Source organism: Stenotrophomonas sp. STEN023, from assembly GCF_056760135.1.
Genome location: NZ_JBRREF010000010.1, coordinates 64,799 through 87,320, shown reverse-complemented (window position 1 = coordinate 87,320; position 22,522 = coordinate 64,799). Strand labels below are relative to the sequence as shown.

General features: G+C 64.5%; 21 protein-coding genes and 1 pseudogene. 7 read left to right on the top strand and 15 right to left on the bottom strand.

Features of this window, described 5'->3' with window-relative positions:
* Positions 1-342: 342 nt before the first annotated feature.
* Complete coding sequence (locus tag ACVOLV_RS04650; RefSeq protein ID WP_481553366.1) at positions 343-1,158, bottom strand: SDR family oxidoreductase; 816 nt, start codon at positions 1,156-1,158, stop codon at positions 343-345.
* A gap of 142 nt (positions 1,159-1,300) precedes the next feature.
* On the opposite strand from ACVOLV_RS04650, the gene ACVOLV_RS04645 reads away from it, so the two are divergent.
* The gene (locus tag ACVOLV_RS04645; RefSeq protein WP_481553365.1) at positions 1,301-1,975 is read left to right on the top strand and encodes a hypothetical protein; all 675 of its coding nucleotides are present in this window, start codon (positions 1,301-1,303) and stop codon (positions 1,973-1,975) included.
* A 60-nt stretch (positions 1,976-2,035) separates the two neighbouring features.
* On the opposite strand, the gene ACVOLV_RS04640 is transcribed toward ACVOLV_RS04645, so the two are convergent.
* Together ACVOLV_RS04640 and ACVOLV_RS04635 are read right to left on the bottom strand one after the other, a co-directional pair.
* Positions 2,036-2,575, bottom strand: coding sequence for a DUF2867 domain-containing protein (locus ACVOLV_RS04640; RefSeq protein ID WP_481553364.1), 540 nt, complete (start codon positions 2,573-2,575; stop codon positions 2,036-2,038).
* The gene (locus ACVOLV_RS04635) at positions 2,572-3,234 is read right to left on the bottom strand and encodes a protein kinase family protein (protein ID WP_481553363.1); all 663 of its coding nucleotides are present in this window, start codon (positions 3,232-3,234) and stop codon (positions 2,572-2,574) included. The genes ACVOLV_RS04640 and ACVOLV_RS04635 overlap by 4 nt, the downstream gene beginning before the upstream one ends.
* 126 nt (positions 3,235-3,360) lie before the next feature.
* Here ACVOLV_RS04635 and ACVOLV_RS04630 point away from each other — a divergent pair, with 126 nt between their 5' ends.
* Positions 3,361-5,364, top strand: coding sequence for a bifunctional DedA family/phosphatase PAP2 family protein (locus ACVOLV_RS04630; RefSeq protein ID WP_481553362.1), 2,004 nt, complete (start codon positions 3,361-3,363; stop codon positions 5,362-5,364).
* A 103-nt stretch (positions 5,365-5,467) separates the two neighbouring features.
* Here the strand turns inward: ACVOLV_RS04630 and ACVOLV_RS04625 are convergent, their stop codons facing one another.
* From ACVOLV_RS04625 to ACVOLV_RS04590, 8 genes and pseudogenes are all read right to left on the bottom strand, one after another.
* Positions 5,468-6,076, bottom strand: coding sequence for an LON peptidase substrate-binding domain-containing protein (locus ACVOLV_RS04625; RefSeq protein ID WP_481553361.1), 609 nt, complete (start codon positions 6,074-6,076; stop codon positions 5,468-5,470).
* Between the two features lie 88 nt (positions 6,077-6,164).
* A complete protein-coding gene (locus ACVOLV_RS04620) occupies positions 6,165-7,535 on the bottom strand; it encodes a DcaP family trimeric outer membrane transporter (RefSeq protein ID WP_481553360.1) in 1,371 nt (456 codons plus the stop codon).
* A 198-nt stretch (positions 7,536-7,733) separates the two neighbouring features.
* Positions 7,734-8,522 carry a 2-oxo-3-hexenedioate decarboxylase gene (gene dmpH / locus ACVOLV_RS04615; protein WP_481553359.1) on the bottom strand — a complete coding sequence of 263 codons (789 nt, stop codon included), beginning with the start codon at positions 8,520-8,522 and terminating at the stop codon, positions 7,734-7,736.
* Positions 8,519-9,559, bottom strand: a complete 1,041-nt coding sequence (gene dmpG, locus ACVOLV_RS04610) for a 4-hydroxy-2-oxovalerate aldolase (protein ID WP_481553358.1) — start codon at positions 9,557-9,559, stop codon at positions 8,519-8,521. The genes dmpH and dmpG overlap by 4 nt, the downstream gene beginning before the upstream one ends.
* 10 nt (positions 9,560-9,569) lie before the next feature.
* Positions 9,570-10,508 (bottom strand): acetaldehyde dehydrogenase (acetylating), encoded by a 939-nt coding sequence (locus ACVOLV_RS04605; RefSeq protein ID WP_481553357.1) that lies wholly within the window; start codon positions 10,506-10,508, stop codon positions 9,570-9,572.
* A gap of 40 nt (positions 10,509-10,548) precedes the next feature.
* On the bottom strand, positions 10,549-11,346 hold the full coding sequence (locus tag ACVOLV_RS04600; protein WP_481553356.1) for a fumarylacetoacetate hydrolase family protein: 798 nt from the start codon (positions 11,344-11,346) through the stop codon (positions 10,549-10,551).
* Positions 11,343-11,549, bottom strand: a pseudogene (locus tag ACVOLV_RS04595) (tautomerase family protein); the annotation flags it as partial. The gene ACVOLV_RS04600 and the pseudogene ACVOLV_RS04595, both read right to left, overlap by 4 nt.
* 18 nt (positions 11,550-11,567) lie before the next feature.
* Entirely contained in the window at positions 11,568-12,833 is a 1,266-nt protein-coding gene (locus tag ACVOLV_RS04590) for an MFS transporter (RefSeq protein ID WP_481553355.1), read from the bottom strand.
* A 149-nt stretch (positions 12,834-12,982) separates the two neighbouring features.
* Between ACVOLV_RS04590 and ACVOLV_RS04585 the strand changes: the two genes are divergently transcribed.
* Together ACVOLV_RS04585 and ACVOLV_RS04580 are read left to right on the top strand one after the other, a co-directional pair.
* The gene (locus ACVOLV_RS04585) at positions 12,983-13,651 is read left to right on the top strand and encodes a hypothetical protein (protein ID WP_481553354.1); all 669 of its coding nucleotides are present in this window, start codon (positions 12,983-12,985) and stop codon (positions 13,649-13,651) included.
* 59 nt (positions 13,652-13,710) lie between these two features.
* A complete protein-coding gene (locus ACVOLV_RS04580; protein WP_481553353.1) occupies positions 13,711-14,556 on the top strand; it encodes an IclR family transcriptional regulator in 846 nt (281 codons plus the stop codon).
* Positions 14,557-14,751: 195 nt separating this feature from the next.
* Here the strand turns inward: ACVOLV_RS04580 and mpl are convergent, their stop codons facing one another.
* Positions 14,752-16,194, bottom strand: coding sequence for a UDP-N-acetylmuramate:L-alanyl-gamma-D-glutamyl-meso-diaminopimelate ligase (mpl, locus tag ACVOLV_RS04575; protein WP_481553352.1), 1,443 nt, complete (start codon positions 16,192-16,194; stop codon positions 14,752-14,754).
* Positions 16,195-16,505: 311 nt separating this feature from the next.
* Entirely contained in the window at positions 16,506-17,069 is a 564-nt protein-coding gene (locus ACVOLV_RS04570) for an adenylate kinase (protein WP_057627841.1), read from the bottom strand.
* Between the two features lie 142 nt (positions 17,070-17,211).
* On the opposite strand from ACVOLV_RS04570, the gene ACVOLV_RS04565 reads away from it, so the two are divergent.
* Positions 17,212-18,468: a 6-phosphofructokinase gene (locus ACVOLV_RS04565; RefSeq protein WP_481553351.1), complete on the top strand. Its 1,257-nt coding sequence runs from the start codon at positions 17,212-17,214 to the stop codon at positions 18,466-18,468.
* Between the two features lie 180 nt (positions 18,469-18,648).
* Positions 18,649-18,777, top strand: a complete 129-nt coding sequence (locus ACVOLV_RS04560; RefSeq protein ID WP_481553350.1) for a hypothetical protein — start codon at positions 18,649-18,651, stop codon at positions 18,775-18,777.
* A 13-nt stretch (positions 18,778-18,790) separates the two neighbouring features.
* On the opposite strand, the gene ACVOLV_RS04555 is transcribed toward ACVOLV_RS04560, so the two are convergent.
* Complete coding sequence (locus ACVOLV_RS04555; protein WP_481553349.1) at positions 18,791-19,306, bottom strand: hypothetical protein; 516 nt, start codon at positions 19,304-19,306, stop codon at positions 18,791-18,793.
* 239 nt (positions 19,307-19,545) lie between these two features.
* Between ACVOLV_RS04555 and ACVOLV_RS04550 the strand changes: the two genes are divergently transcribed.
* Entirely contained in the window at positions 19,546-21,573 is a 2,028-nt protein-coding gene (locus tag ACVOLV_RS04550; RefSeq protein WP_481553348.1) for a sodium-translocating pyrophosphatase, read from the top strand.
* Positions 21,574-21,831: 258 nt separating this feature from the next.
* Here the strand turns inward: ACVOLV_RS04550 and ACVOLV_RS04545 are convergent, their stop codons facing one another.
* Positions 21,832-22,500, bottom strand: a complete 669-nt coding sequence (locus ACVOLV_RS04545) for a glutaminyl-peptide cyclotransferase (protein ID WP_481553347.1) — start codon at positions 22,498-22,500, stop codon at positions 21,832-21,834.
* Between the last annotated feature and the right edge of the window lie 22 nt (positions 22,501-22,522).

Below are 22,522 nucleotides of genomic sequence, written 5' to 3'. Positions count from 1 at the left end.
CCCGCGGCCGCGGGGGCGGGGGGGGGGCGGCGCCGGCGCCCCGCCCCCGCGCCGCCGCCCCCCCCCCCCCCCCCCCCCCCCCCCCCCCCCCCCCCCCCCCCCACTACCGGTGAGGCTCTACCGGTGAAGCCGCTGCCGAGCATGGCTCGGCACTACAGATGAGGCTTTACCGGTGAAGCCGCTGCCGAGCATGGCTCGGCATTACCGGTGAGGCTCTACCGGTGAAGCCGCTGCCGAGCATGGCTCGGCACGACAGGTGAGGCTCTACCGGTGAAGCCGCTACCGAGCATGGCTCGGCACTACAGGGCAGCCCCTTGCGCGTTCGGCGCAAGGGGAAGGCAATCAGAGGAACAGATCCGGCATCAGCGGACGCGACGGGTCCATCGCATAGCTCGACAGATCGGTGATGCCCGCCTCCGCCAGCACCTCGTCATCCAGCAGGAACTGCCCGCTGAAACCAGCCGCGGTGCGGGTCAGCACCGCATGGGCGGCATCGGCCATGATCTCCGGCTTGCGGCAGCCAGCCACATCCACGCCCGGAATCATGTTGATCGCGTCGGTGGCGATCACCGTGCGCGGCCACAAGGCATTGACCGCAACGCCCTGACGACCGAACTCAGCTGCCAACCCCAGGGTGACGAAGCTCATGCCCATCTTGGCCAGGGTGTAGCCGGTATGCGGGCCCCACCACTTCGGATCGAGGCTGGGCGGCGGTGCCAGGGTGAGGATGTGCGGGTTGGGCGCCTGCAACAGGTGTGGCAGGCAGGCCTGCGCGCACAGGAAGCTGCCGCGCGAGTTGACCTGCTGCATCAGGTCGAAGCGCTTCATCGGCGTATCCAGGGTGCCGCGCAGCCAGATCGCCGAGGCGTTGTTGACCAGGATGTCGATGCCGCCGAACGTGTCCACGGTTGCAGCGACCGCCGCATTGACCTGGTCTTCTTCACGGATGTCGCACTTCAGCGCCAGACCCTGGCCGCCGGCGGCATTCACGGCCTCGGCAGCGGTATGGATGGTGCCCGGCAGCTTGGGGTTGGCGACCGCCGACTTGGCGGCAATGGCGACGTTGGCACCATCACGCGCGGCGCGCAGGGCGATGGCCAGGCCGATGCCGCGCGAGGCGCCGGTGATGAAAAGGGTCTTGCCTTGCAGGCTGCTCATGCGCACTCCGGAACCGGTAAGAAAGCAAACGGCATTATGCAGATACCCGCAGCCGCGCACAGTCCTGCGGTTTGCCCCGGGTCCGACATTCACGGTTCATATGCCTTGCCGATACTGGTCGCCTATCGTGCAAGGATTCCCGATGAGAACACTCCATTACGCCGCCCCGCTGCTGCTTGCGCTCGGCCTTGCGGCCTGCCAGAAAGAGCACCCGGCCGCCGACGTGCCGCCGCCGGCCAAGGATGTCACCGCCCAGACAACCGGGCTGGGCGAGGCTGCCGCCCGCATCGGACCCAACGCGGTATGGACGGGCTCGGTTGAGGCCTGCCGCACCGACACCGCCGCCGACAACTGCCTGCTGCAGGTGATGCGTAGCGGCGGTGCATCGCCCGCCGCGCTGACGGCCGCCAGCACCTTGTCCGCGCAAGGCAAACCCGGTCATGTCACCGCGTGGCAGAACGTTGAAGGTATTGGTGTTGCCACGCTGGAATTCCCCTTCCGCGCCAATACCAACCAGGGCACCTGGTTGGTGGACGCCAATGGCCAGGCCATCGACGTGGATGAGGAAGTATTCGATGACAGCACGCGCGGCTCGGAGGCCTACAAGGCGTTCAACGCCAAGCACCCCGACTCCGGCCCGTTTGCTCCGGCACTTGCCTCCGGTACACAGGCCTTGCCCGATGGCGGCGTGCGCCTGCGCTACAGCACGCCACTGCGCAGCTGCCACGCCTGTGCCGACGATGGCCATGTAACGCTGGGCTACGACTTTGATGCGCAGCGCCGCTTCGTCGGCAAGCAACTGCTGGAGCTACGCTGAGTCGCTGCGGGCCACTTGCCGTTGTCGACTGAGCATCCCAAGCAAGGCGAATGCGTCCAATCAGTCGCGTCGGTACGCTGCCATGCGCCGCGCATAACGCTCCAGCAACTGCGGCACGATGATCCGGTGCAAGGGCGCCACCGGCAGCATGTACAAGCGCCCAAACGGGCGGTGCAGGTGAACCACGGTACTCACCTGCAGCTCGCAGCTGCTGCCGGGCCCCAGTTCCACTGACAGTTCCACGCGCAGATGGCGATCACTGTCGCCCAATACGATGCCGTCGGCGGCCAGCGTTCGCACGCTGAATATTCCCAGCCGGTCGCCGACCGCCAGCATTGCCGGAGCATGCGCGGGCACGCTGCGGATCGCACCAAGATGCTTCATCCCAAGCAGGCGCATCCCCGCATTGCGCAGATGCATCAGGCCATCGAACCAGCCCGGCACCTGCCTGGCGATGTCCAGATAGGCCTGCACGGCACTTTCCGGCCGTTGTGCCAGGCGAATCCTCGCAGCATGTGCGAAATGACTCCCCGGCAGCTGCGGGTGCAGCAGCGCACCTGCAGCGATATCCACCTCACGCGCCCGCACATCAGGGCTCAAGGCTTCGGCCCCTGCCCTTCGTTGTCTTCCCAATGCAGGATGCGGCGGGTAACGAAGCGGTAGACCGGCTTTCCGGTGGCGAACCACAGCTCACGCACCCATGAGTGCCGCTTGAGCACGCGCAACTCCACTGGAGTAAGTGATTGCCGGCAGTACATGCGCTTGTGCTTGAGCAGGTGGCGCAGGTCTTCGCGCGCCAACAGGCGCATCCAGCGCGAGCGCGGGTTGCCGCACACCGCCAGCTGAAAATCGATCAAGGCCGGCGAACCATCCTCGCGCACCAGCCAGTTCGCCTCCTTGGCCAGATCGTTATGGGCGATGCCGTGCCGGTGCACACGCTGCAGCAGCCGCCGTGCAGCACGGAAATAGGCCAGATCCCCATGCGGCGGGCGCTGGTACATGGCCGCCCCCTCCATGTAGCTGCGGTCCAGCCAATGCCCATCCCAGGCCAACAGGCGCGGCGTTGCCTCCATGCCGTCGAGTTTGGCCAGCGCGCGCGCTTCACGCCGCGCCAACCACCAGGCGGGCAGACGCAGCCACAGCGGCGTGGCCCCCAGATCGCGGCGCACGAAGCGTCCCGAGGGGCCGTCCATCAACAGGATTCGTCCAAAGCTGTCAGCTTTCAGCGCGACGGCAGTAGCGGGTGAAGATTCAGTCATCGCGACATTCTAGACGCCAGCACGCTATTCATTGACCGGCATCGCAAGTGAACAAAAACAGCCGCAATCCACTGAACCTCCGTCGCTGCCATCGGTCTGACTCGGGCTTCCCTTTATAATCGGCCGATGAATTCTTCCTGGATCGACGCCACGCTCGCGTGGATCGCCGCCCATCCTGTCCTTGCTGGCCTGGCGATCTTCGCCATCGCCTTCTGCGATGCGGTGATCATTCTCGGCGCCATCGTGCCCGCCCTGCCGCTGATGATCGCGGTGGGTGTACTGATAGGCATGGGCGAGCTGTCCGGCCCTTACGCGGTGATATGTGCCACCTTGGGCGCCTTCGCCGGTGACGGTTTGAGCTATTGGGTGGGCCGCCGTTGGGGCGACCGCCTGCGTGGCGTTTGGCCGTTCAGCCGCTACCCGCAGCTGCTGGACCGCGGCGAAGTCATGTTCCGCCGCAATGCCTTCAAGAGCATCCTGATCGCCCGCTACGTGGGCGCGATCCGGCCCTTCGTACCGGCCATCGCCGGCATGGCCAACATGCGTTTTGCCAGCTACCTCAAGGCCAGTGGCCTGGCCTGCCTGTCCTGGGCAGTGCTGTTCCTGCTGCCCGGCTGGGCGCTGGGCCAGGCCTATGACGCCGTCGCCGCGGTGGCCGGACGCCTGTTCCTGGTGGTGGCGCTGCTCGGCGCGATGCTGGGCCTGGTCTGGGCCATCGTGTTGTACAGCTACCGCTGGTCGGCGGCGCGCATGGACGGCTGGCTGGCCCGCCTGCTGGCCTGGTCGCACCGCCACCCGCACTTCATCGGCCACTCGTTGAGCGACCTGTTCGACCCCAAGCGCCGTGAATCGGTGCCCTTGGCGATGCTGGCGCTGATGTTGCTGGTGCTGGGCTGGGGCTGGTTCGCGCTGCTGATGGTGGTGGTCGGCCATGGCGAGCCGCTGGCACTGGATCTGGCTGTGCACCGTTTGATGCTGGCCTTGCGCAACCCGCTGGCCGACTACCCGATGGCCGCCCTCGCCTCGCTGGGCGATTGGCAGGTGTTGCTGCCGGCCATCGCCGCAGGCATGGGTTACCTGGCCTGGCGGCGGCGCTGGATGGCGGTCTTCCACTGGTTGGCGGCATTGGCCTTCGGCCTGGCGCTGACCAAGCTGCTCGGTGCCACCGTCGATGTGGTGCGGCCGCCTGCGGCGAGCAGCGGCTTCGGCTTCCCGTCGGTGGCGGTGACCATGGCCACCATCACCTTTGGCTTCTTTGCCGTGCTGATCGGCCGCGAACTGCCGGGGCGCACCCGCGTCTGGCCGTACCTGCTGTCCGGCGCGGTGGTCACGGTGATTGGCTTTGCCCGCATCTACCTGGGCGCGCACTGGGTCAGCGATGTGGTCGGCGGCATGTTGTTCGGCGTGTTCTGGCTGCTGGTGCTGGGCATTGCCTACCGCCGCCGCTTCAACCGCTCGTTCTGGGTCAAGCCGGTCGCCTGGCTGTTCTATGGCGTGTTCCTGATCGCCGGGCTCTGGTATGCGCCGCGCAACGTACCGGCCAAGCTGGCCAAGTTCGAGCCAGCGGCAGCCGCGACTACGCTGATGGATGCCTCACATTGGTGGCAGCAAGGCTGGAGCGAGCTGCCGGCGCGCCGCAACGATTTCGATGACGACCAACGCTGGCCATTGGATGTGCAGGTTGCCGGCCCCTTGCCAGCCCTGCAGCAGCAGCTGGAACGCAACGGCTGGACCCTGCAGCCGCAGGCCGGTTGGCAGCAGGCACTGATGATGCTGGACATGAAGGCCACGCCGCAGCAGGTTCCGGTGCTGCCGGCCACGCTGGACACCAATGTCGAAGCACTGTTGATGCTGCATCCTGGCGAGCGCCCGGATGAAGTCTATGCACTGCGCCTGTGGCCATCCTCGGCACGCCTGCAACCGGGGCAGACGCCGGTGTGGTTGGGCAGCGCGCAGACCCTGCGCTACCAGCGGCACTTGAAGTTGTTCGGCATGTGGCGGCCGTTGCGTGGTGTTGATCCTGCGCTGGACGCACTCAAGCAGTCGCTGGATGGGGTTCAGACGCAGCAGCAGGTGCAGCCGGAGACGGGCTTGCCGTTGTTGATGATCCGCGCTGAGCCGAAGCGTTGAGGGCGTAAGAGCTTACCCCTCCCCAGCCCTCCCCTTGGCTACGCCAAAGGGAGGGAGCGTAGTGCCGAGCATGGCTCGGCACCAGCAAGATCCTGCAGCTGGATTACAGATCTTCCTCGATCGGCACATCCATCTCCGGGATCCATTCCAGCAAACGATCCAGGCGCCGCCGCGGGTCGTTCTCCTGCAGTAGCTGCAGGCGTTGGGTTTCGCTCAGCGGCAACAGTTCGGCCAGGCGCCAACCTACCCATGACGCCTGATCCAGCTGGGCCGGGCCAGCGGCGGCGTACTCGCCACCTATCTGCTCGATGATGTGCTCCAGCAAGGTGCCGAGCAGGCCGTGCTCCGGCTGCAGCTCATCGTCACTATCCAGCTCACACCACTGCACGTCCGCCGTCACCAAGCCGTTGTCACGCACATGGGTTGTCGTTACGTGGAAACGTCGCGCGCCACGCAATCGCAGGACCAATACGCCATCGGGACCGACATCGAAATCCTCGACCGCCGCCTCGACGCCCCAGGCGGCGGGCGTTGCCGGTGCGCCAACTTCCTCACCATGCAGGATCAGGCAGACACCGAAACTACCGCCAGTGCGACCACATTCGCGGACCAGATCCAGATAGCGCGGCTCGAACACGCGCAGATTCAGCATCGCACCCGGCAGCAGCGCGGCATGCAACGGAAACAATGGCAGGGTTGGCGATGTATTCATGACAAACAACACGGGCGGACCAGGGGTGATGTTACCCCAGCCCGCCCGTGCTGATTCCTGCAGTGGCCGCGAACCACTGCCAGTCCGCTCAGAAGTTGTACTTCACATGCGTGTGCAGACGATTCATGTCGCCTTCCTGCCCGTTCTCGATACGGCGGGTCGCATGGCTCAACTCGACGCCAAGATCCAGCTTGGGGAACGGCGAGTAGATCAGGTTGGCACGCACCGACTGCGCCTTCTCGGTGACTTCGTAGCCCGTCAACGCAGCATTGTTGTCCAGCACCGCCAGCGAGTACACCAGGTTGCCGCGCAGCTTGGGTGAAAAAGCATGCCGCCAGGCAGCGAAGCCGCCGTAACCATCCATCGCATGCAGCCGGCCCTCTTCGTCCAGCACCGTATCGCTACCCAACGCAAAACCGAGGTAGCGCCCCACGCCGCTGCCACCACTGACCATGTAGCGCAGGTCATCGTTGGCGCCCATGTTGAAGCGGCCGGAGACACTCAGTGCCGCACCGGTTTCGGTCTGCCCGCCGTAGCGGAAATTGCGCAACATCGCCGCTGCGGTGAAATGACCCCAGCTACCACGCGTGTTCCAGCGCGCGGTCAGGTCCGGGATGGTGTCGGCGCCGCTATTGAAGCGCGCGCCACGGCCAGCGAACGGGGTGATCGTGGTCTGCGGGTTTTCCGCCGAGAACGACCAGGCGCCGCGGGTGTAACGCAGCTGTGCCTGCCGCGAGAAAATGGTGCCTTCGGACGGCCCGGTGAAATCGACGGTATCCGGCAGCGCGGCAACGTCCTGGAAGTTGGACCAGGTCTGGCCAGCCAACCAGTTGTTCCAGCTTACATAGGCCTGGCGCAGGGTCAGTGCATAGGTATTGGTGATGACCTCGTTGCCGGCAAAGGCATTGCTGCCACCGCCATACATGTCGGCCTCGATATAGGCCTTGAGCTTGTCACCATTGTCGGTGGTGGTGTCGGCACCGAACCAGAAACGCGAGAACTGCGCGTGCACATCGGTATAGCTGGCGCTGCGGCCATTGCCATCGGCTGCAACCGGGGTGGCGCCGGGGAAGTAGAACAGGCGCCCTGCCGAGCCATCCGCGATTTCACCATCGCTGGTCCGGGTATACATCGAATCGAGTTTGATGAAGCCGCCGAAGGAGAACTTCGTGCCCGGCATTGCATTGGGCAGGGTCGCCGACGGTGCAGCCGGTGCAGCGGCAACCACGCGGGTTGCGTCCAGTGCGCTTGCGCTCGCCGCAGGCGCTGCAGCGGCGTTGGCCGCCTCACGCTGCTGGTACTGCTGCAGCATGGCGCGCATCTGCTGCATCTCCTGCTCCAACTGCGCCATCCGCGTTTCCATGGCCTTGGCATCCGTTGCCTGTGCGAGCGCACTCAGCGGCATCGCCGCCAAGGCCGTGGTGACGGCCAGGGCCGCCAGCTTCTTGTTGCTGATCATTGTTTTCCCCTCCCAGGGCAACAGAACACCGTTCCGGCCTTTCTTGGAAAGGCCAGTCGAAATGACGCAGTGGTTTCTTCATCTTGGAGAGCCGACCACCCGGCGCCCTCACTCAACGCTCAAATCGTCATTCCCGAGTGGTCGGAAATGGCGGTCGGAAAGAAACTGCAAACCCAGCGTGCAGCACCCCTCACCCCATCAGACAAACCGCATCGACGTGGTACCAAGGCCATCCGCACGCACCAGCACGTTGTCACCGGCCGCGACCGCCACCGCTGCGGTGATGGCACCGGACAGCACCACGCTGCCGGCCGGCAATACCTGCCCGCGCTGCGCCAGCATGTTGACCAGCATTGCCACCGCTTCGGCCGGGTTGCCGAGCACCGCCGCACCGGCACCTACCTCAACCACCTGACCATTCTTCTCCATCACCACGCCCAGGGTTTCCAGATCCAGCCCATCCACCGCGGTTGGGCGCGAGCCAAGCACATAGCGTGCCGCCGAGGTGTTGTCGGCGATGACGCTGGGCAGGTCGAAGCGGAAGTTCTCATAGCGCGAATCAATCAGTTCGATTGCTGGCACCACGTAATCGGTTGCCGCCAACACCTGGGCAATATCGCAACCGGGTCCGGCAAGCTGCTCGCGCATGACGAAGGCGATCTCCGCCTCCACCTTCGGATGGATCAGCCGGGCGGTATCCACCACGGCGCCATCGTCGACGGCATTGTCATCGCCCAGGAAACCATAGATCGGCGTATCAACGCCCATCTGCTGCATCTTCGGGCGCGAGGTCAGGCCCATCTTCATGCCGACGATGCGGACACCGGCAGACTGCTTGATGCTGCGCAGGCACTCCTGGATGTCATAGGCTTCATCGACCCCGATCTGCGGGTACGCGTCGGTGATCTTGACCACCTCACGCACTTCCTGCTCGGCGGCCAACAGCTGCAGGGCGCAGCCTTCGATGATGGAACGGTCCAAGGTCATGCGGTTTTCTCCTGCGTGGTGGCGTCGCGGGCGCGCAGCACATCCAGTGCGACGTCCACGATCATGTCTTCCTGGCCACCGACCATGCGGCGTTTGCCAAGTTCGACGAGGATGTCGACGGTGTTGATGCCGAAACGCTGCGACGCTGCCTCGGCGTGGCGAAGGAAGCTGGAGTACACGCCTGCATAGCCCAATGCCAGGGTCTCGCGGTCCACGCGTACCGGGCGGTCCTGCAGTGGACGCACGATGTCATCGGCAGCATCCATCAAGGTGTAGAGATCACAGCCATGATTCCAGCTCATGCGCTCCGCAGCGGCGATGAACACTTCCAGCGGCGCATTGCCCGCGCCCGCCCCCATGCCTGCAAGGCTGGCATCGATGCGGATCGCGCCGGCTTCGACCGCGGCGATGGAATTGGCCACGCCCAATGAAAGATTGTGGTGGGCATGGATGCCGATCTGGGTATCAGCCTGCAGCGACTCGCGCAGCGCGCTGACCCGCTCGCGCACGTCGTTCATGTTGAGAGCGCCGCCGGAATCCACCACATACACGCAGGACGCGCCGTAGCTTTCCATCTTCTTCGCCTCCACCGCCAACGCCGCAGGCGTTGTCATGTGGCTCATCATCAGGAAGCCAACCGTGTCCATGCCCAGCGCGTTGGCCGCTTCGATGTGCTGGCGCGAAATGTCGGCCTCGGTGCAGTGGGTGGCCACGCGCACGATACGCGCGCCGGCGGCGTGCGCATTCTTCAGGTCATGCACGGTGCCGATGCCGGGCAGCAGCAGCGTCGCGATCCTGGCATGCGATACCGATTCGGCAGCCGCCTCGATCCACTCGACGTCGCTGTGTGCGCCGAAGCCGTAGTTGAACGATGAACCCTGCAGGCCATCGCCATGCGCGACCTCGATCGAGTCCACCCGCGCCTTGTCCAGCGCGGAAGCGATCGCCCGCACCTGCGCCACGCTGTAACGGTGACGCACCGCGTGCGAACCATCACGCAGGGTGACATCGGAGATGTAGAGCTTGTTGTCAGTCATGCGTTCTTCCTCAGGCTGCAGCACGCGCGGCCAGCACCGAGGCGGCCATGCGCTCACCGGTGGCCAGCGCGGCCGACGTCATGATGTCCAGGTTGCCGGCGTAGGCCGGCAGGTAGTGCGCGGCACCTTCCACTTCCAGGAAGATGGTGGTCTTGAGGCCGGTGGTCAGTCCGACGCCGGGCACATTGACCGGTTCGTCCAGCACCTCGAACTGCAGCTGCTGCTTGAGTCGGTAGCCTGGCACGTAGGCGGCCACGCGTGCTGCCATGTCATTGACTGCTGCTTCGATGGCTGTGGTGTCGGCCGGTTCGCTGAGCACGTAGACGGTGTCACGCATCAGCAACGGCGGCTCGGCCGGGTTGAGCACGATGATGGCCTTGCCTACCGCCGCACCACCGACGCTCTCGATGGCACGTGAGGTGGTCTCGGTGAATTCATCGATGTTGGCGCGGGTGCCGGGGCCAGCACTCTTGCTGGAAATGCTGGCGACGATCTCGGCGTACCTGACCTTGGCCACCGAGGCCACCGCGGCAACCATTGGAATGGTGGCCTGGCCACCGCAGGTCACCATGTTGACGTTGGCAGCGTCGATGTTGTCGTCCAGGTTGACGGTCGGCACGCAGTACGGGCCGATCGCTGCTGGCGTCAGGTCGACCACGCGGATGCCCGGCTTGGCTTTGCGCAGCAATGCGTCATTGGCAATGTGCGCCGAGGCCGATGTCGCATCGAAGACGATGTCGATATCGGCAAACAGCTCCGATTCAATCAGTCCGGCCACGCCACTGGCGATAGTCGGCACGCCCATGCGCGCAGCGCGCGCCAGGCCATCGGAGGCCGGATCGATGCCGACCAGTGCGGCCATCTGCACGTGCTTGCCGTGGCGCAGGATCTTGATCATCAAATCGGTACCGATGTTGCCGGGGCCGACGATGGCAGCTTTCAGGGTCATGCAGCACTCCTGTCTTTCAATGTGGGGGAGGAAGCAGGCATCAGGCGAAATGCACGTCGGCACTGCCAAGCGCGCCAACGCGGACGCGCATGTGGTCACCGGCGGCCACCGGAATCAGCGGCACCAAGGCGCCGGACAGGATCACCTCGCCGGCTTTCAACGGCGTACCAAGGCGACCAAGCGTGTTGGCCAACCATGCAACGCAGTTGACCGGCGAGCCCAGCGCGGCCGCACCAGCGCCGGTGGCCACCAGTTCGCCGTTCTTCTCGACCACCATGCCCAGCGTGCCAAGGTCCAGGTTCTTCGGCGGCACGCGCAGCTCGCCCAGCACATAGGCTGCGGCGGAAGCATTGTCGGCAACGGTGTCGGTGATGCCGATACGCCAGTCGCGGATGCGCGAATCAACGATCTCGAAGCACACCGACAGTGCTTCGGTCGCGGCGAGCACATCGTGGTGGGTGATACCTGGGCCAACCAGGTCGCGCTTGAGGTGGAAGGCGATTTCACCTTCCGCACGCGGCGCGATCATCGCCGCCACCGGCAGCGTGCCGCCATTGGCAACCTGCATGCGGTCGGTGAGAAAGCCGAAGTCGGGCTGATCCACTTTCAACATGCGCTGCACCGCCGCCGACGTAGCACCAATCTTCTTGCCTACCACCTTCTCGCCATCGCCCAGGCGGCGTGCCAGCAGATCATTGGAGATCGCATAGGCGTCGGCCAGGGTCAGCCCGCTGATCCGCTCGCTCAGTGGATCAACCGCCACGCCAGTGCGCAGCGCGGAATGCAGTTCGGCGCCATGCTGGGCGATTGCAGCTGCACCCAATACCAAAGCAGTCATGCCTTGCCTCCTTCAACCGGATCGCTCTTGAGCACATCGCCTACCGCGAAGCGTTGCGGCGGTACTTCAGTGACCATCACCCGGATCGCGCTCATCGGCGCATCCAGTTCCGCATGCGCCACCTTCGCCAGTTCGCGGATGAAGCGCTGTACTTTCTGCTCGTCGCGGCCCTGCACCAGGGTCACTTGGATGATCGGCATTTCTTTACTCCTGCTAGTCGGTCAGGTCAGCTCGACGCCCTTGGTCTCGGGCAGGAACAGCAGCACGATCACTGCAGCCAGCGCGAAGAACCCGGCGGTCGCCATCAAGCCACTGGCAACGCCGTAGCTGTTGGCCAGGAAGCCGATCAGGGCCGGCGCAATGGCGGCGATGGCGCGGCCGCCGTTGTAGACGAAGCCCTGCGCGGTGGCGCGCACGGTGGTCGGGAACATTTCGGCGAAGGTCGGCGCGAAGCCGCTGTAGAAGCCAGTGCCGAAGTAAGCGACGACGATGCCGAACGCCATCAGCGCCATCGGCGACTTGATCATCACGAACACCGGCACGGTCAGCGCCGAGGCCACGAAGAACAGCATGAAGGCCTTCTTGCGGCCGATGGCGTCGGCGATGTAACCGAAGGTGACGAAACCCAGCGCCGCACCGATCTGCATCACCACGATCCAGATGGTCGACTTGACCATGTCCAGCCCCGGGCCGCCGTCAGCCACCGGGGTAGCGAGGTAGGTCGGGATCCAGGTGAACAATCCCCAATAGCCACACATCGCGGCGGTGACGAAGGCCAGCCCGACCGTGGTATTGCGTGCATGGGTACCGAACAACTGGCGCATGGTCTGGGCAAAGCTCAGGCGCTCTTTCTGGTTGACCCAGATTTCCGGTTCCTTGACGTGGCGGCGTACATAGAAGGCAAGCAGCGCCGGCAACAAGCCAACCGCGAATACCCAGCGCCAGCCCAGCGTCGGCACCACCAGCGCGGCGACGATGGCGGCAGCGGCATACCCGGATGCGAAAGCGCTCTGGATCCAGGCAAGGATCTTGCCGCGGTGCTGTGCCGGCCAACTCTCGCTGACCAGAGCCGAACCCGCGGACCATTCACCGCCGACACCAAGGCCGACGATGATGCGGAACAACATCAGCTGGCCCAACGTGTCGGACAGGCCGCACAGCGCCGTACCAATGGAGTAACAGATGATGCTGAGCATCATCGACTTGGCCCGACCCATGCGATCGGCCAGGTAGCCGAACACCAGTCCGCCGAACGCGGTGGCCATCAGCGTGGCCGACATCACCATGCCGGCCTGCGACTTGTCGAAGCCCAGGTCCGCGCTGACGTGCTTGAGCACCATCGCGAACAGCATCAAGTCCATCACGTCCAGCATCCAGCCCAAGTAGGCCGAACGAAACGTGCCCCACTGCTGCTTGCTGGCGCCTTGCCACCAACGGCCACCTGCGCCGTCTGTTACTGCCTGGATCGATGAATCACGCTGCGCCATTGCCTTCCCCTCCGGAATCGTGGCTGATACGAAAGTATCGGTGATCGATACTCAGAGCACAAAATATCCCACTTTTTCTAAAAATGGAACATGGAATTTAATTTTGTATCGATATACGATACGAACGTCGTTACAAACGCGAGATTCCGATGTCCGAACTGATCCTCCGCCTGCACGAAGACCACCTGCCACCCGGCTGCCCTCCTGTTTACCTGCCCAGCGGTCCGCGCTCCCTCTACGTCCGCAGCGGCGGCCTGAGTGTTGAGTCCGCGCAGGACAGCCAGGCGCTGGACCCGGCGCAGGCGCGCGTGTGCCAGCAACAGGTCACCCTGCTCAACGGCAATCAGGACACGGTGCTGTGGCGCTGGGAATTGACCGATCGCAACCGCCCTGCCGGCGCCCTGCCCTCGGCCCCAGCCACCCGCAGCGAGCTCAAGCTTGAGGCGCCAATCAGCCTGGATGATCGCTTCGAGTGGCTGATGCGCTGCGATCGCGTCGACTTCCCCAAGGGCGGCGTGGCGCTGACCCATGTCCATCAAGGACCAGGCATACGGATCTGCGACTACGGCCAGATCAGCATCGAAACGCTCGGTGACAGCCATGACTACCCGGCCGGCAGCGCCTGGTTCGAGCTCGGCCATGCACCGGTGCTGGCACCCACCACCGAGACCGAGGAAACCCGTTTCATCCGCTGCTTCCTGCTGCCCCGCCAGCTCAAGGGACGCAGCTCGATCCGCTATGTGCGCCCGGAAGATGCGGCCGCGCAGAAGACCCAGCAGTACAAGGTTTTCGCAGAGCGATACATCGACCTGCCATAATCGGTGGAAAACGCGGCCAACAGGCCGCGTACGTCCATGCAACACACTGCAGGTAGCCGATGCCCAGCCACGACGCGAGTGAAAAAAAGGAATTGAGCGCCGCCAGCGGCGCCGTTGAGCCACAGGAAGAAAGCGCCGAACAGGGCCTGCCCACCGCCATCGTCTCGCTGAAGGTGATCGAGGCACTGGCCGCGGCACCGACCGGGCTCGGCGTCACCCGCCTTGCGCAGTTGCTGGGCATGCCGAAAGCACGCGTGCATCGCCACCTCAGCGTGCTGCGCGAACATGGCTATGTCGACCAGGACCCGGACAACAACCAGTACCGGGTGGGCTGGCAGATGTTCCTGCTGGGTCGTGCCTGCAGCAGCCGTTTCGATGTGATGGGACTGGCCAAGCCGGTGCTGGAACAGCTGCGCGACGAAGTTGGCCAGACCGTGGTGATCTCCACGTTCTCCGACAACGAGGTGGTGGTGCTGGACCTGCTGCGCGGCACCGCGCCGGTGGAGATCAGCCTGCGCCCGGGTACACGCTTCCAGCACAACAGCGTGGCGCAGGGCAAGATCGCCCTCGCCTACGGCCCGGACAAGCTGCGCCGCGCCTACCTGACCCAGCCACTGAGCAACAGCACGCCACGCACCATCGTCGACCCGGACCGGCTGGCAGCGGAAATCGAGCTGGTGCGCAAGCGCGGCTGGGCCGACGCACCGGAAGAGCTCTACATCGGCATCAATGCCCTGGCCGCGCCGCTGCTGCAGGGCAACGGCGAATTGTTCGGCACCCTGGCCATCGTCGGCTCCATCCACTACCTGCCGAGCACGCCGGATCCGGCGCACGTACAGGCTATGTTGAGCGCCGCCGCACAGATCTCAGCCTTGATGGGCTACCACCCACCCAAGCCCCGCTAGGCACCACCTGTAGTGCCGAGCCATGCTCGGCAGAGGCCTCACCGCAAAACCCAAACCTGTAGTGCCGAGCCATGCTCGGCTGGGGCATTACCGGTAAGGCCGCTTGCCGAGCATGGCTCGGCACTACAGGTTTGGGTTTTGCGGTGAGGCCTCTGCCGAGCATGGCTCGGCACTACAGGTGAAGCGCGCTCCGTTCTACAGGTTCTGCAGCCGCGCCAGGAACCGGCGCGGCGCGCCATCAAAACCGCCGTTGGACATGAACACCACGTGGTCACCTGCAGCTACCGCATCACCGAGCGTGGCCAGCAAGGCATCGGTATCCGCCACGGCCTGCGCATCGCCACGCACCGCGTCGATCACCTTGGCCGCGTCCCACGGCAACTCCGGCCGCGCAAGGAACACAACCGCATCGGCGATAGCCAACGACGGCGCCAATGCGTCCGAATGCGCGCCCAGTCGCATTGAATTGCTGCGCGGCTCCATCGCCACCACGATTCGTGCATCGCCAACCTTGGCCCGCAGGCCTTCCAGCGTGGTGTGGATGGCGGTCGGATGATGGGCGAAGTCGTCGTAGATGGTGATGCCCTGCGCCTGTCCGATGACTTCCATGCGCCGCTTGACGCTATGGAAGCCAGCCAAGGCCGGCGCGACGCTGGCAACCTCGACGCCCACCGCATGCGCTGCAGCCAATGCCGCGAGCCCATTGAGCACGTTGTGCCGGCCCAGCAGCGACCATTCCACAGTCGCCACTTGCGTGCCCCGATGCAGCACGGCGAACGCACTGCCATCCTGGTTGATCAGGCGTGCGCTCCATTCCAGCGACGGATCGAAGCCAAAGCGCTCCACCGGCGTCCAGCAACCCATCGCCAGCACTTCGGCCAGGTACTTGTCCTCGCCGTTGACGATCAGGCGACCGCGACCGGGCACGGTGCGTACCAGATGATGGAACTGGCGCTGGATCGCAGCCACGTCCGGGAAAATATCGGCGTGATCGAATTCCAGGTTGTTGAGGATGGCGACCAGCGGGCGGTAATGGACGAACTTGCTGCGCTTGTCGAAGAACGCGGTGTCGTATTCGTCAGCTTCAACAACAAAAAGTGGTCGATCCGACACCTTGCTCCCTTCCCCCGCCGGGGGAAGGTGCCCCGCAGGGGCGGATGGGGGTACGTCGCCAGCAATCGACCTCCCCAACCGAGCCGACACCCCGAAATCCTCCGCCACACCGCCAATCAGGAAGCCCGGCTCACGCCCGGCAGCCTGCAACAGGTAGGAAAGAATGGTGGTGGTGGTGGTCTTGCCGTGCGTCCCGGCCACCGCCAGCGTGTCGCGCCCCGGCAGCACCTGCTCGGAGAGCCATTGCGCGCCTGAGATATAGCGGCGGCCGCTATCCAGCACGGCTTCCACCGCCGGATTGCCACGCGACAGCGCATTGCCGATCACGACCTCATCGCAGTCGGCGCTTATGTTGTCAGCGAGATAGCCCTGCGACAGGCTGATCCCCAGCGTTTCCAGCTGGGTGGACATGGGCGGATAGACCGCCTGATCGCTGCCTTCGACCTGATGACCGAGTTCGCGGGCCAAGGCGGCAACGCCGCCCATGAAAGTACCGGCAATGCCGAGAATATGGATCTTGCTCATCCAGCGATTGTCGCCGATGCACACGGATAAGGGGTATGCCCGAATGCTTGTAGGTGTACCCCTAATGCATGTAGGGGATTCCCCGATACCATCACAGCACATTCACAAAGAAAATACGTGACGCCAGCCTCAGTATCCCTCAGGTCCTACTCCCCAAGAGGCCATCCCCAGGGAGCTCATGCTGATGGGGCCTTGAGCACGCCCTTAGCTGGCTTTTCTACAAATGAAACGCCCGGATCCAGCACTTGGACCCGGGCGTTTCAGTTTGCATCGCCAGGGGCTGCAGCGGAGTCCGCCGCAGCCCTGCCTGATCAGCGCTTGATCGCCGCCAGGATGCGGGCCAGCACTTCGTCCAGCGCGCCGACGCCATCGACACGGGCCAGAGTGCCCTTGGCGGCGTAGAAGTCGATCACCGGTGCGGTGGAATCGTTGTAGACCTGCAGGCGCTGACGCACCGATTCCGGGTTGTCATCGGCGCGGCCCTGCTCCTGGGCGCGGCCAGCGATGCGCTCGACCAGCAGTTCGGTCGGCACGTCCAGCTGCACGATGGCGTCCAGCGGCTGGTTCAGCTTGGCCAGCAGTTCGCCCAGCGCGTTGGCCTGGGCCACGTTGCGCGGGTAGCCGTCCAGGATGAAGCCCTTGGCGGTATCGGCCTGCGACAGGCGCGATTCCAGCATGCCCAGCAGGATGTCGTCGGACACCAGGTTGCCGGCGTCCATCACTGCCTTGGCCTGCTTGCCCAGCTCGGTGCCGGCGGCCACTTCGGCGCGCAGCAGGTCACCGGTGGAAATGTGCGGAACCTGCAGTTGTTCCTTCAGGCTCGTCGCCTGTGTGCCCTTGCCCGAACCGGGCGGTCCCAACAGAACCAATCGCATTCCTGACTCCCATATGTTTTGAGGAAACGGGACGGACAGCGGCGTTAGACTCATGGGCCGATTCACGCTGCACCGCAATATGTGCAGCTTACCGCATCCGGCCAATGTCCCGGAATGTCCCCCGCTCTGGAGAGTATTGCCCATGTCCAAAGGCACCTTGCTGTATGCCCAGTCCGGCGGCGTCACCGCCGTCATCAACGCCACCGCCTCGGCCGTCATCGCCGAGGCAAGAGCCAGAAAAATCAAGGTGTTGGCGGCGCGCAACGGCATCCTTGGCGCATTGCGCGAAGAGCTGATCGATACCTCCAAGGAGTCGGCCGCCAACATCGCCGCGCTGGCCCACACCCCGGGCGGCGCGTTCGGCTCCTGCCGCTACAAGCTCAAGTCGCTGGACGCGGACCGCGCCAAATACGAGCGCCTGCTGGAGGTGTTCAAGGCGCATGACGTGCGCTGGTTCCTCTACAACGGTGGCAATGACTCGGCCGACACCGCGCTCAAGGTCTCGCAGCTGGCCAAGGAATACGGCTACCCGCTGACCTGCGTGGGCGTGCCCAAGACCATCGACAACGACCTGGCAGTCACCGACACCTGTCCGGGCTTCGGCTCGGCGGCCAAGTACACCGCCATCTCGGTGCGCGAGGCGGCGCTGGACGTGGCGGCGATGGCTGAAACCTCGACCCGCGTCTTCATCTACGAGGCGATGGGACGTCATGCCGGTTGGCTGGCTGCCGCTGCTGGCCTGGCTGGCGAGAACGCCGACGACGCACCGCAGATCATCCTGTTGCCGGAGCGCGCTTATGACGAGCCGGTGTTCCTGGCCAAGGTCAAGCAGGTGGTCGAGAAGGTGGGCTTCTGCGTGGTCGTGGCCAGCGAGGGCATCCATACCGCCGACGGCCAGTTCGTCGCCGACGCCGGCGGGGTCAAGGATTCCTTCGGCCACACCCAGCTCGGCGGCGTGGCTTCGTATCTGGCCGGCAAGGTCAAGGCCGAACTCGGCTACAAGGTGCATTGGACCCTGCCCGACTACCTGCAGCGCTCGGCCCGCCATATCGCCTCCAGGACCGATTGGGAGCAGGCGCAGGCGGTGGGCAAGGCGGCGGTGCAGTTCGCACTGAAGGGACAGAACTCGGTGATGCCGGTGATCGTGCGCAGCTCGGATGTGCCGTACCGCTGGAAGATCGAGGCCGCACCGCTGTCCAAGGTTGCCAATCACGAAAAGAAGATGCCGACCAGCTTCATCCGCAAGGATGGTTTCGGCATCACCGAAAAGGCGCGCCGCTACCTGCAGCCGCTGATCCGCGGTGAGGCGCCGCTGCCATATGGCCGCGATGGGTTGCCGAAGTACGTGACCTTGAAGAATGTCGCCGTCGCCAAAAAGCTCCCGAGCTGGGAAGGCTGACGATCCGAAGATCTGATGCAGTGCCGAGCCATGCTCGGCAGAGGCCCTCCCGGTAAAGCTCCAGCCGAGCATGGCTCGGCGCTACAAGTGGTGCCTGATCACCGGCATGACTTCAGACAGGTGTGCCGCTCCGACGGGCGGCGCATCCTTCGCTGGAGGTCTCCACACGGGCGGTGCAACATGTTCCGCAAGGTACTGATCGGGATGCTTGGTTTTCTCGTCGTCTGCGCACTGGCCGCAGCGGGCTACCGCGTTGGCAAGCACATGGCACAGCACGACCGCGCCACCCAGTCCGCACAACAACGCTGAGCCAGCAGCACCGTCAGCGGCAGGCCGATCCCTGCATTTCCAGCTTGGCCGAATACGCCGGCAATGCAGCCAAGCGCCCTGCCGCCGCCTGCGTCTTGGCATCTTCCAGGTACACCCGGTTCTGGCCCTGCCCGTCCAGCGCGACCTGTTGACCGGCCGGCTTGCGCCACACTTCGATCACCGCCTGCTGCGTGCTGCAGGACGCCGAAGGAATGCGCACCACTTCATTGAGCTTCCAACCAGCCGCCTCGCTGGGGGTGACCTTGCTCGCATCCAGAAACACCGCGCGCGGCTGGCATTGCGCACTGGTCCGTACCAACTGCATGTCGTACGGCGTGACGGCATCACCGGTGAAACGACCTTCAATACGGGTGCAGGCTTCGGGAATCTGTCGCACGGTGTGCAGCGCAGCAACGGCCTGTGGACTGGCGGCTGGCCGTTCGATCTCGGGCTTGGCGTTGGCCGCGAACAGCGGCAGTGGCAGTGGCAGCGCGGCTAGCAGGATCAAGTGGAATGCGACTTTCATCATGGTGTTCCCTATCGGCAAGCTGTCGACGTTGCCAGCGTGCGGCTGAACCGCCGGGCAAGAGCGCTGCCTGCTGGCGGCGGAGACAGCTGCCAGTCATACTCAGGCCGCCTCAGAGTGTTTGAACACAGCGACACGTACCACAGCCGCACGCGGCCCGGGTCTGTTCCAGTGCTTCGATCTACCCGGCGTGTCCCCGCTTCATCCACAGCTGGATGGCATCCACCAACGCTGGAGGGGTCATGCTCGAACAGTACGGTCTTGTGCTTTCGCTTGTCTGCGCCGCTGTCGCCATCGTCTACGGCATCATCTCGGCCCAATGGGTCCTACGCCAACCTGCCGGCAACGCCCGCATGCAGGAAATCGCCGCCGCCATCCAGGAAGGCGCGCGGGCCTATCTCAACCGCCAATACCTGACCATCGCCATCGTCGGCGTGGTGTTGTTCGTACTGGTCGGTGCCTTCCTCAGCTGGTACACGGCGATTGGTTTTGCGCTCGGCGCGGTGTTGTCCGGTGCTGCCGGCTATATCGGCATGAACGTATCGGTGCGTGCCAATGTGCGCACCGCCGAGGCGGCGCGCAACGGCATGAGCGCTGCGATGGATGTCGCGTTCCGTGGCGGTGCGATCACCGGCATGCTGGTGGTCGGCCTGGGCCTGCTGGGCGTGGCCGGGTACTACCTGATCCTGCAACGCATGGGCCTGAGCCAGGCCGACAACCTGCATGCGCTGGTAGGTCTGGCATTCGGCAGTTCGTTGATTTCGATCTTCGCGCGCCTTGGCGGTGGCATCTTCACCAAGGGTGCGGACGTCGGCGCCGATCTGGTCGGCAAGGTCGAAGCCGGCATTCCCGAAGACGACCCGCGCAATCCGGCGGTGATCGCTGACAACGTCGGTGACAATGTAGGCGACTGCGCCGGCATGGCCGCTGACCTGTTCGAGACCTATGCGGTAACGGTGATCGCCACCATGCTGCTGGGCGGCATGATGATGGCCGAAGTCGGTCGCAATGCGGTGCTGTACCCGCTGGTACTGGGCGGTGTATCGATCATCGCATCGATCATCGGCGCGTTCTTCGTCAAGGTGAAAGCCGGCGGCTCGATCATGGGCGCGTTGTACAAGGGCGTGATCGTGTCGGGCGTGCTGGCCGCCATCGCCTTCTGGCCGGTGACCACCCAGCTGATGGCCGACTCCAGCCACGGCGCCACCAACCTGTACATCTGTGCCTTGATCGGACTGGTGCTGACCGGCCTGATCGTGTGGATCACCGAGTACTACACCGGCACCCAGTACAAGCCGGTGCAGCATGTGGCGCAGGCATCGACCACCGGTCACGGCACCAACATCATTGCCGGCCTTGGCGTGTCGATGAAATCCACCGCACTGCCGGTGATCGCGGTATGCGTGGCGATCTGGTCGGCGTTCCACTTCGGCGGCCTGTACGGCATCGCCATCGCCGCAACCGCGATGCTGTCGATGGCCGGCATGATCGTGGCGCTGGATGCCTATGGCCCGATCACCGACAACGCCGGCGGTATCGCCGAGATGGCCGATCTGCCGCCGGAGATCCGCAACATCACCGACCCGCTGGATGCAGTGGGCAATACCACCAAGGCCGTGACCAAGGGTTATGCGATTGGTTCGGCGGCATTGGCGGCATTGGTGCTGTTCGCCGACTACACCCACAACCTGCAGGTGGCGCATCCGGGCGAACTATTCGCCTTCGACCTGTCCGACCACACGGTGATCATCGGCCTGCTGATCGGCGGCTTGATTCCCTATCTGTTCGGCGCGATGGCGATGGAAGCAGTCGGCCGTGCAGCGGGCGCGGTGGTGGAAGAAGTCCGCCGCCAGTTCCGCGAGATCCCCGGCATCATGCAGGGCACGGCCAAGCCGCAGTACCACAAGGCGGTGGACATGCTGACCCGTTCGGCGATCAAGGAAATGATCGTGCCGTCATTGTTGCCGGTCGCGGTACCGGTGGTGGTTGGCCTGCTGCTCGGGCCGAAAGCGCTGGGCGGATTGTTGATCGGCACCATCGTCACCGGCCTGTTCGTGGCGATCTCGATGACTACCGGCGGCGGTGCCTGGGACAACGCCAAGAAGTACATCGAGGACGGTCACTTCGGCGGCAAGGGCAGTGAAGCGCACAAGGCTGCGGTGACTGGCGATACCGTTGGTGATCCGTACAAGGACACGGCGGGGCCGGCGATCAACCCATTGATCAAGATCATCAATATCGTCGCGCTGTTGTTGGTGCCATTGCTGTAGTTGAAGCCACCAGCGAAAAGCTGCCCTCACCCCAACCCCCGCTCCGCGCCCCGGCCCTTGCGCTGGCGCAAGGTCGGTCGACGGGCAGCGAACCTATGGTTCGCAAGCTGCCCCTCTCCCCCCGCTCGCGGGAGAGGGGCTCTTGTATCCGGCAGCGGGAGGGTCGGTAAGTGCACGAAGCGTCGTAGCACTTGTAGGAGCGGCGTCAGCCGCGAAGCTGAGATCGCATCAGCCAAACGTAGAACACCCCAACTCCACTCAAAACGGCCGCTTCACCGCATACACCCGACCATCATTACCCCCACCGCAATAGAACAGCTCGCCACCATCCGCTTCCAACCCGCTGACACTGATCCCATCCGGCATCTGCAGGCGCTCAAGCACCACACCTGTATCGGCCTGCAGGCGACGGATATCACTCTGTCCTGCCTCGCCTGTCGCATGCCAAAGCTCTCCATCCACCCAGGTCACGCCGGTCACGAAACGGTCGGATTCAATCGTGCGCAGGATCTTGCCGTTGGCCGGATCGATCTGGTGAATTTTCCGCTGCCGGTACTGCCCCACCCACAGGCTGCCTTCCGCCCACGCCATGCCCGAATCCGTTCCGCCGCCCGGTGCAGGAATAGAAGCCAGCACTTCCCCGCTTTCGGGATCGATCTTGTCGATGCGCGCTTCGGCGATCTGCCAGAGATAGGTCCCATCGAAGGTTGTACCGGCGTCGCAGGGAACAGCCAAGCTGCGCACCGTCCCGCCATCGCTGGGATCGAAGGCCACCAGCGCGGCGCCGGTGGCTGCCCATACGTGGCGCCCATCGAAACTGACGCCATTGATCGTGTCCGAGCCGGCAAACGGGCCGTATTCGCGCACCACCTCGGCGGGCCGGACCTTGGTCGCCATCACTTTGGGATTGAGGGTTCCCGTATTCATCACTGCAGTCTCCTGGCATGTC

Excerpts from the sequence above, each read along its gene's own strand:
- ACVOLV_RS04650 (WP_481553366.1), bottom strand. The coding sequence starts at position 1,158 with ATGAGCAGCCTGCAAGGCAAGACCCTTTTCATCACCGGCGCCTCGCGC.
- ACVOLV_RS04645 (WP_481553365.1), top strand. The coding sequence starts at position 1,301 with ATGAGAACACTCCATTACGCCGCCCCGCTGCTGCTTGCGCTCGGCCTT.
- ACVOLV_RS04635 (WP_481553363.1), bottom strand. The coding sequence starts at position 3,234 with ATGACTGAATCTTCACCCGCTACTGCCGTCGCGCTGAAAGCTGACAGC.
- ACVOLV_RS04630 (WP_481553362.1), top strand. The coding sequence starts at position 3,361 with ATGAATTCTTCCTGGATCGACGCCACGCTCGCGTGGATCGCCGCCCAT.
- ACVOLV_RS04625 (WP_481553361.1), bottom strand. The coding sequence starts at position 6,076 with ATGAATACATCGCCAACCCTGCCATTGTTTCCGTTGCATGCCGCGCTG.
- ACVOLV_RS04620 (WP_481553360.1), bottom strand. The coding sequence starts at position 7,535 with ATGATCAGCAACAAGAAGCTGGCGGCCCTGGCCGTCACCACGGCCTTG.
- dmpH (WP_481553359.1), bottom strand. The coding sequence starts at position 8,522 with ATGACCTTGGACCGTTCCATCATCGAAGGCTGCGCCCTGCAGCTGTTG.
- dmpG (WP_481553358.1), bottom strand. The coding sequence starts at position 9,559 with ATGACTGACAACAAGCTCTACATCTCCGATGTCACCCTGCGTGATGGT.
- ACVOLV_RS04605 (WP_481553357.1), bottom strand. The coding sequence starts at position 10,508 with ATGACCCTGAAAGCTGCCATCGTCGGCCCCGGCAACATCGGTACCGAT.
- ACVOLV_RS04600 (WP_481553356.1), bottom strand. The coding sequence starts at position 11,346 with ATGACTGCTTTGGTATTGGGTGCAGCTGCAATCGCCCAGCATGGCGCC.
- ACVOLV_RS04590 (WP_481553355.1), bottom strand. The coding sequence starts at position 12,833 with ATGGCGCAGCGTGATTCATCGATCCAGGCAGTAACAGACGGCGCAGGT.
- ACVOLV_RS04585 (WP_481553354.1), top strand. The coding sequence starts at position 12,983 with ATGTCCGAACTGATCCTCCGCCTGCACGAAGACCACCTGCCACCCGGC.
- ACVOLV_RS04580 (WP_481553353.1), top strand. The coding sequence starts at position 13,711 with ATGCCCAGCCACGACGCGAGTGAAAAAAAGGAATTGAGCGCCGCCAGC.
- mpl (WP_481553352.1), bottom strand. The coding sequence starts at position 16,194 with ATGAGCAAGATCCATATTCTCGGCATTGCCGGTACTTTCATGGGCGGC.
- ACVOLV_RS04570 (WP_057627841.1), bottom strand. The coding sequence starts at position 17,069 with ATGCGATTGGTTCTGTTGGGACCGCCCGGTTCGGGCAAGGGCACACAG.
- ACVOLV_RS04565 (WP_481553351.1), top strand. The coding sequence starts at position 17,212 with ATGTCCAAAGGCACCTTGCTGTATGCCCAGTCCGGCGGCGTCACCGCC.
- ACVOLV_RS04560 (WP_481553350.1), top strand. The coding sequence starts at position 18,649 with ATGTTCCGCAAGGTACTGATCGGGATGCTTGGTTTTCTCGTCGTCTGC.
- ACVOLV_RS04555 (WP_481553349.1), bottom strand. The coding sequence starts at position 19,306 with ATGATGAAAGTCGCATTCCACTTGATCCTGCTAGCCGCGCTGCCACTG.
- ACVOLV_RS04550 (WP_481553348.1), top strand. The coding sequence starts at position 19,546 with ATGCTCGAACAGTACGGTCTTGTGCTTTCGCTTGTCTGCGCCGCTGTC.
- ACVOLV_RS04545 (WP_481553347.1), bottom strand. The coding sequence starts at position 22,500 with ATGAATACGGGAACCCTCAATCCCAAAGTGATGGCGACCAAGGTCCGG.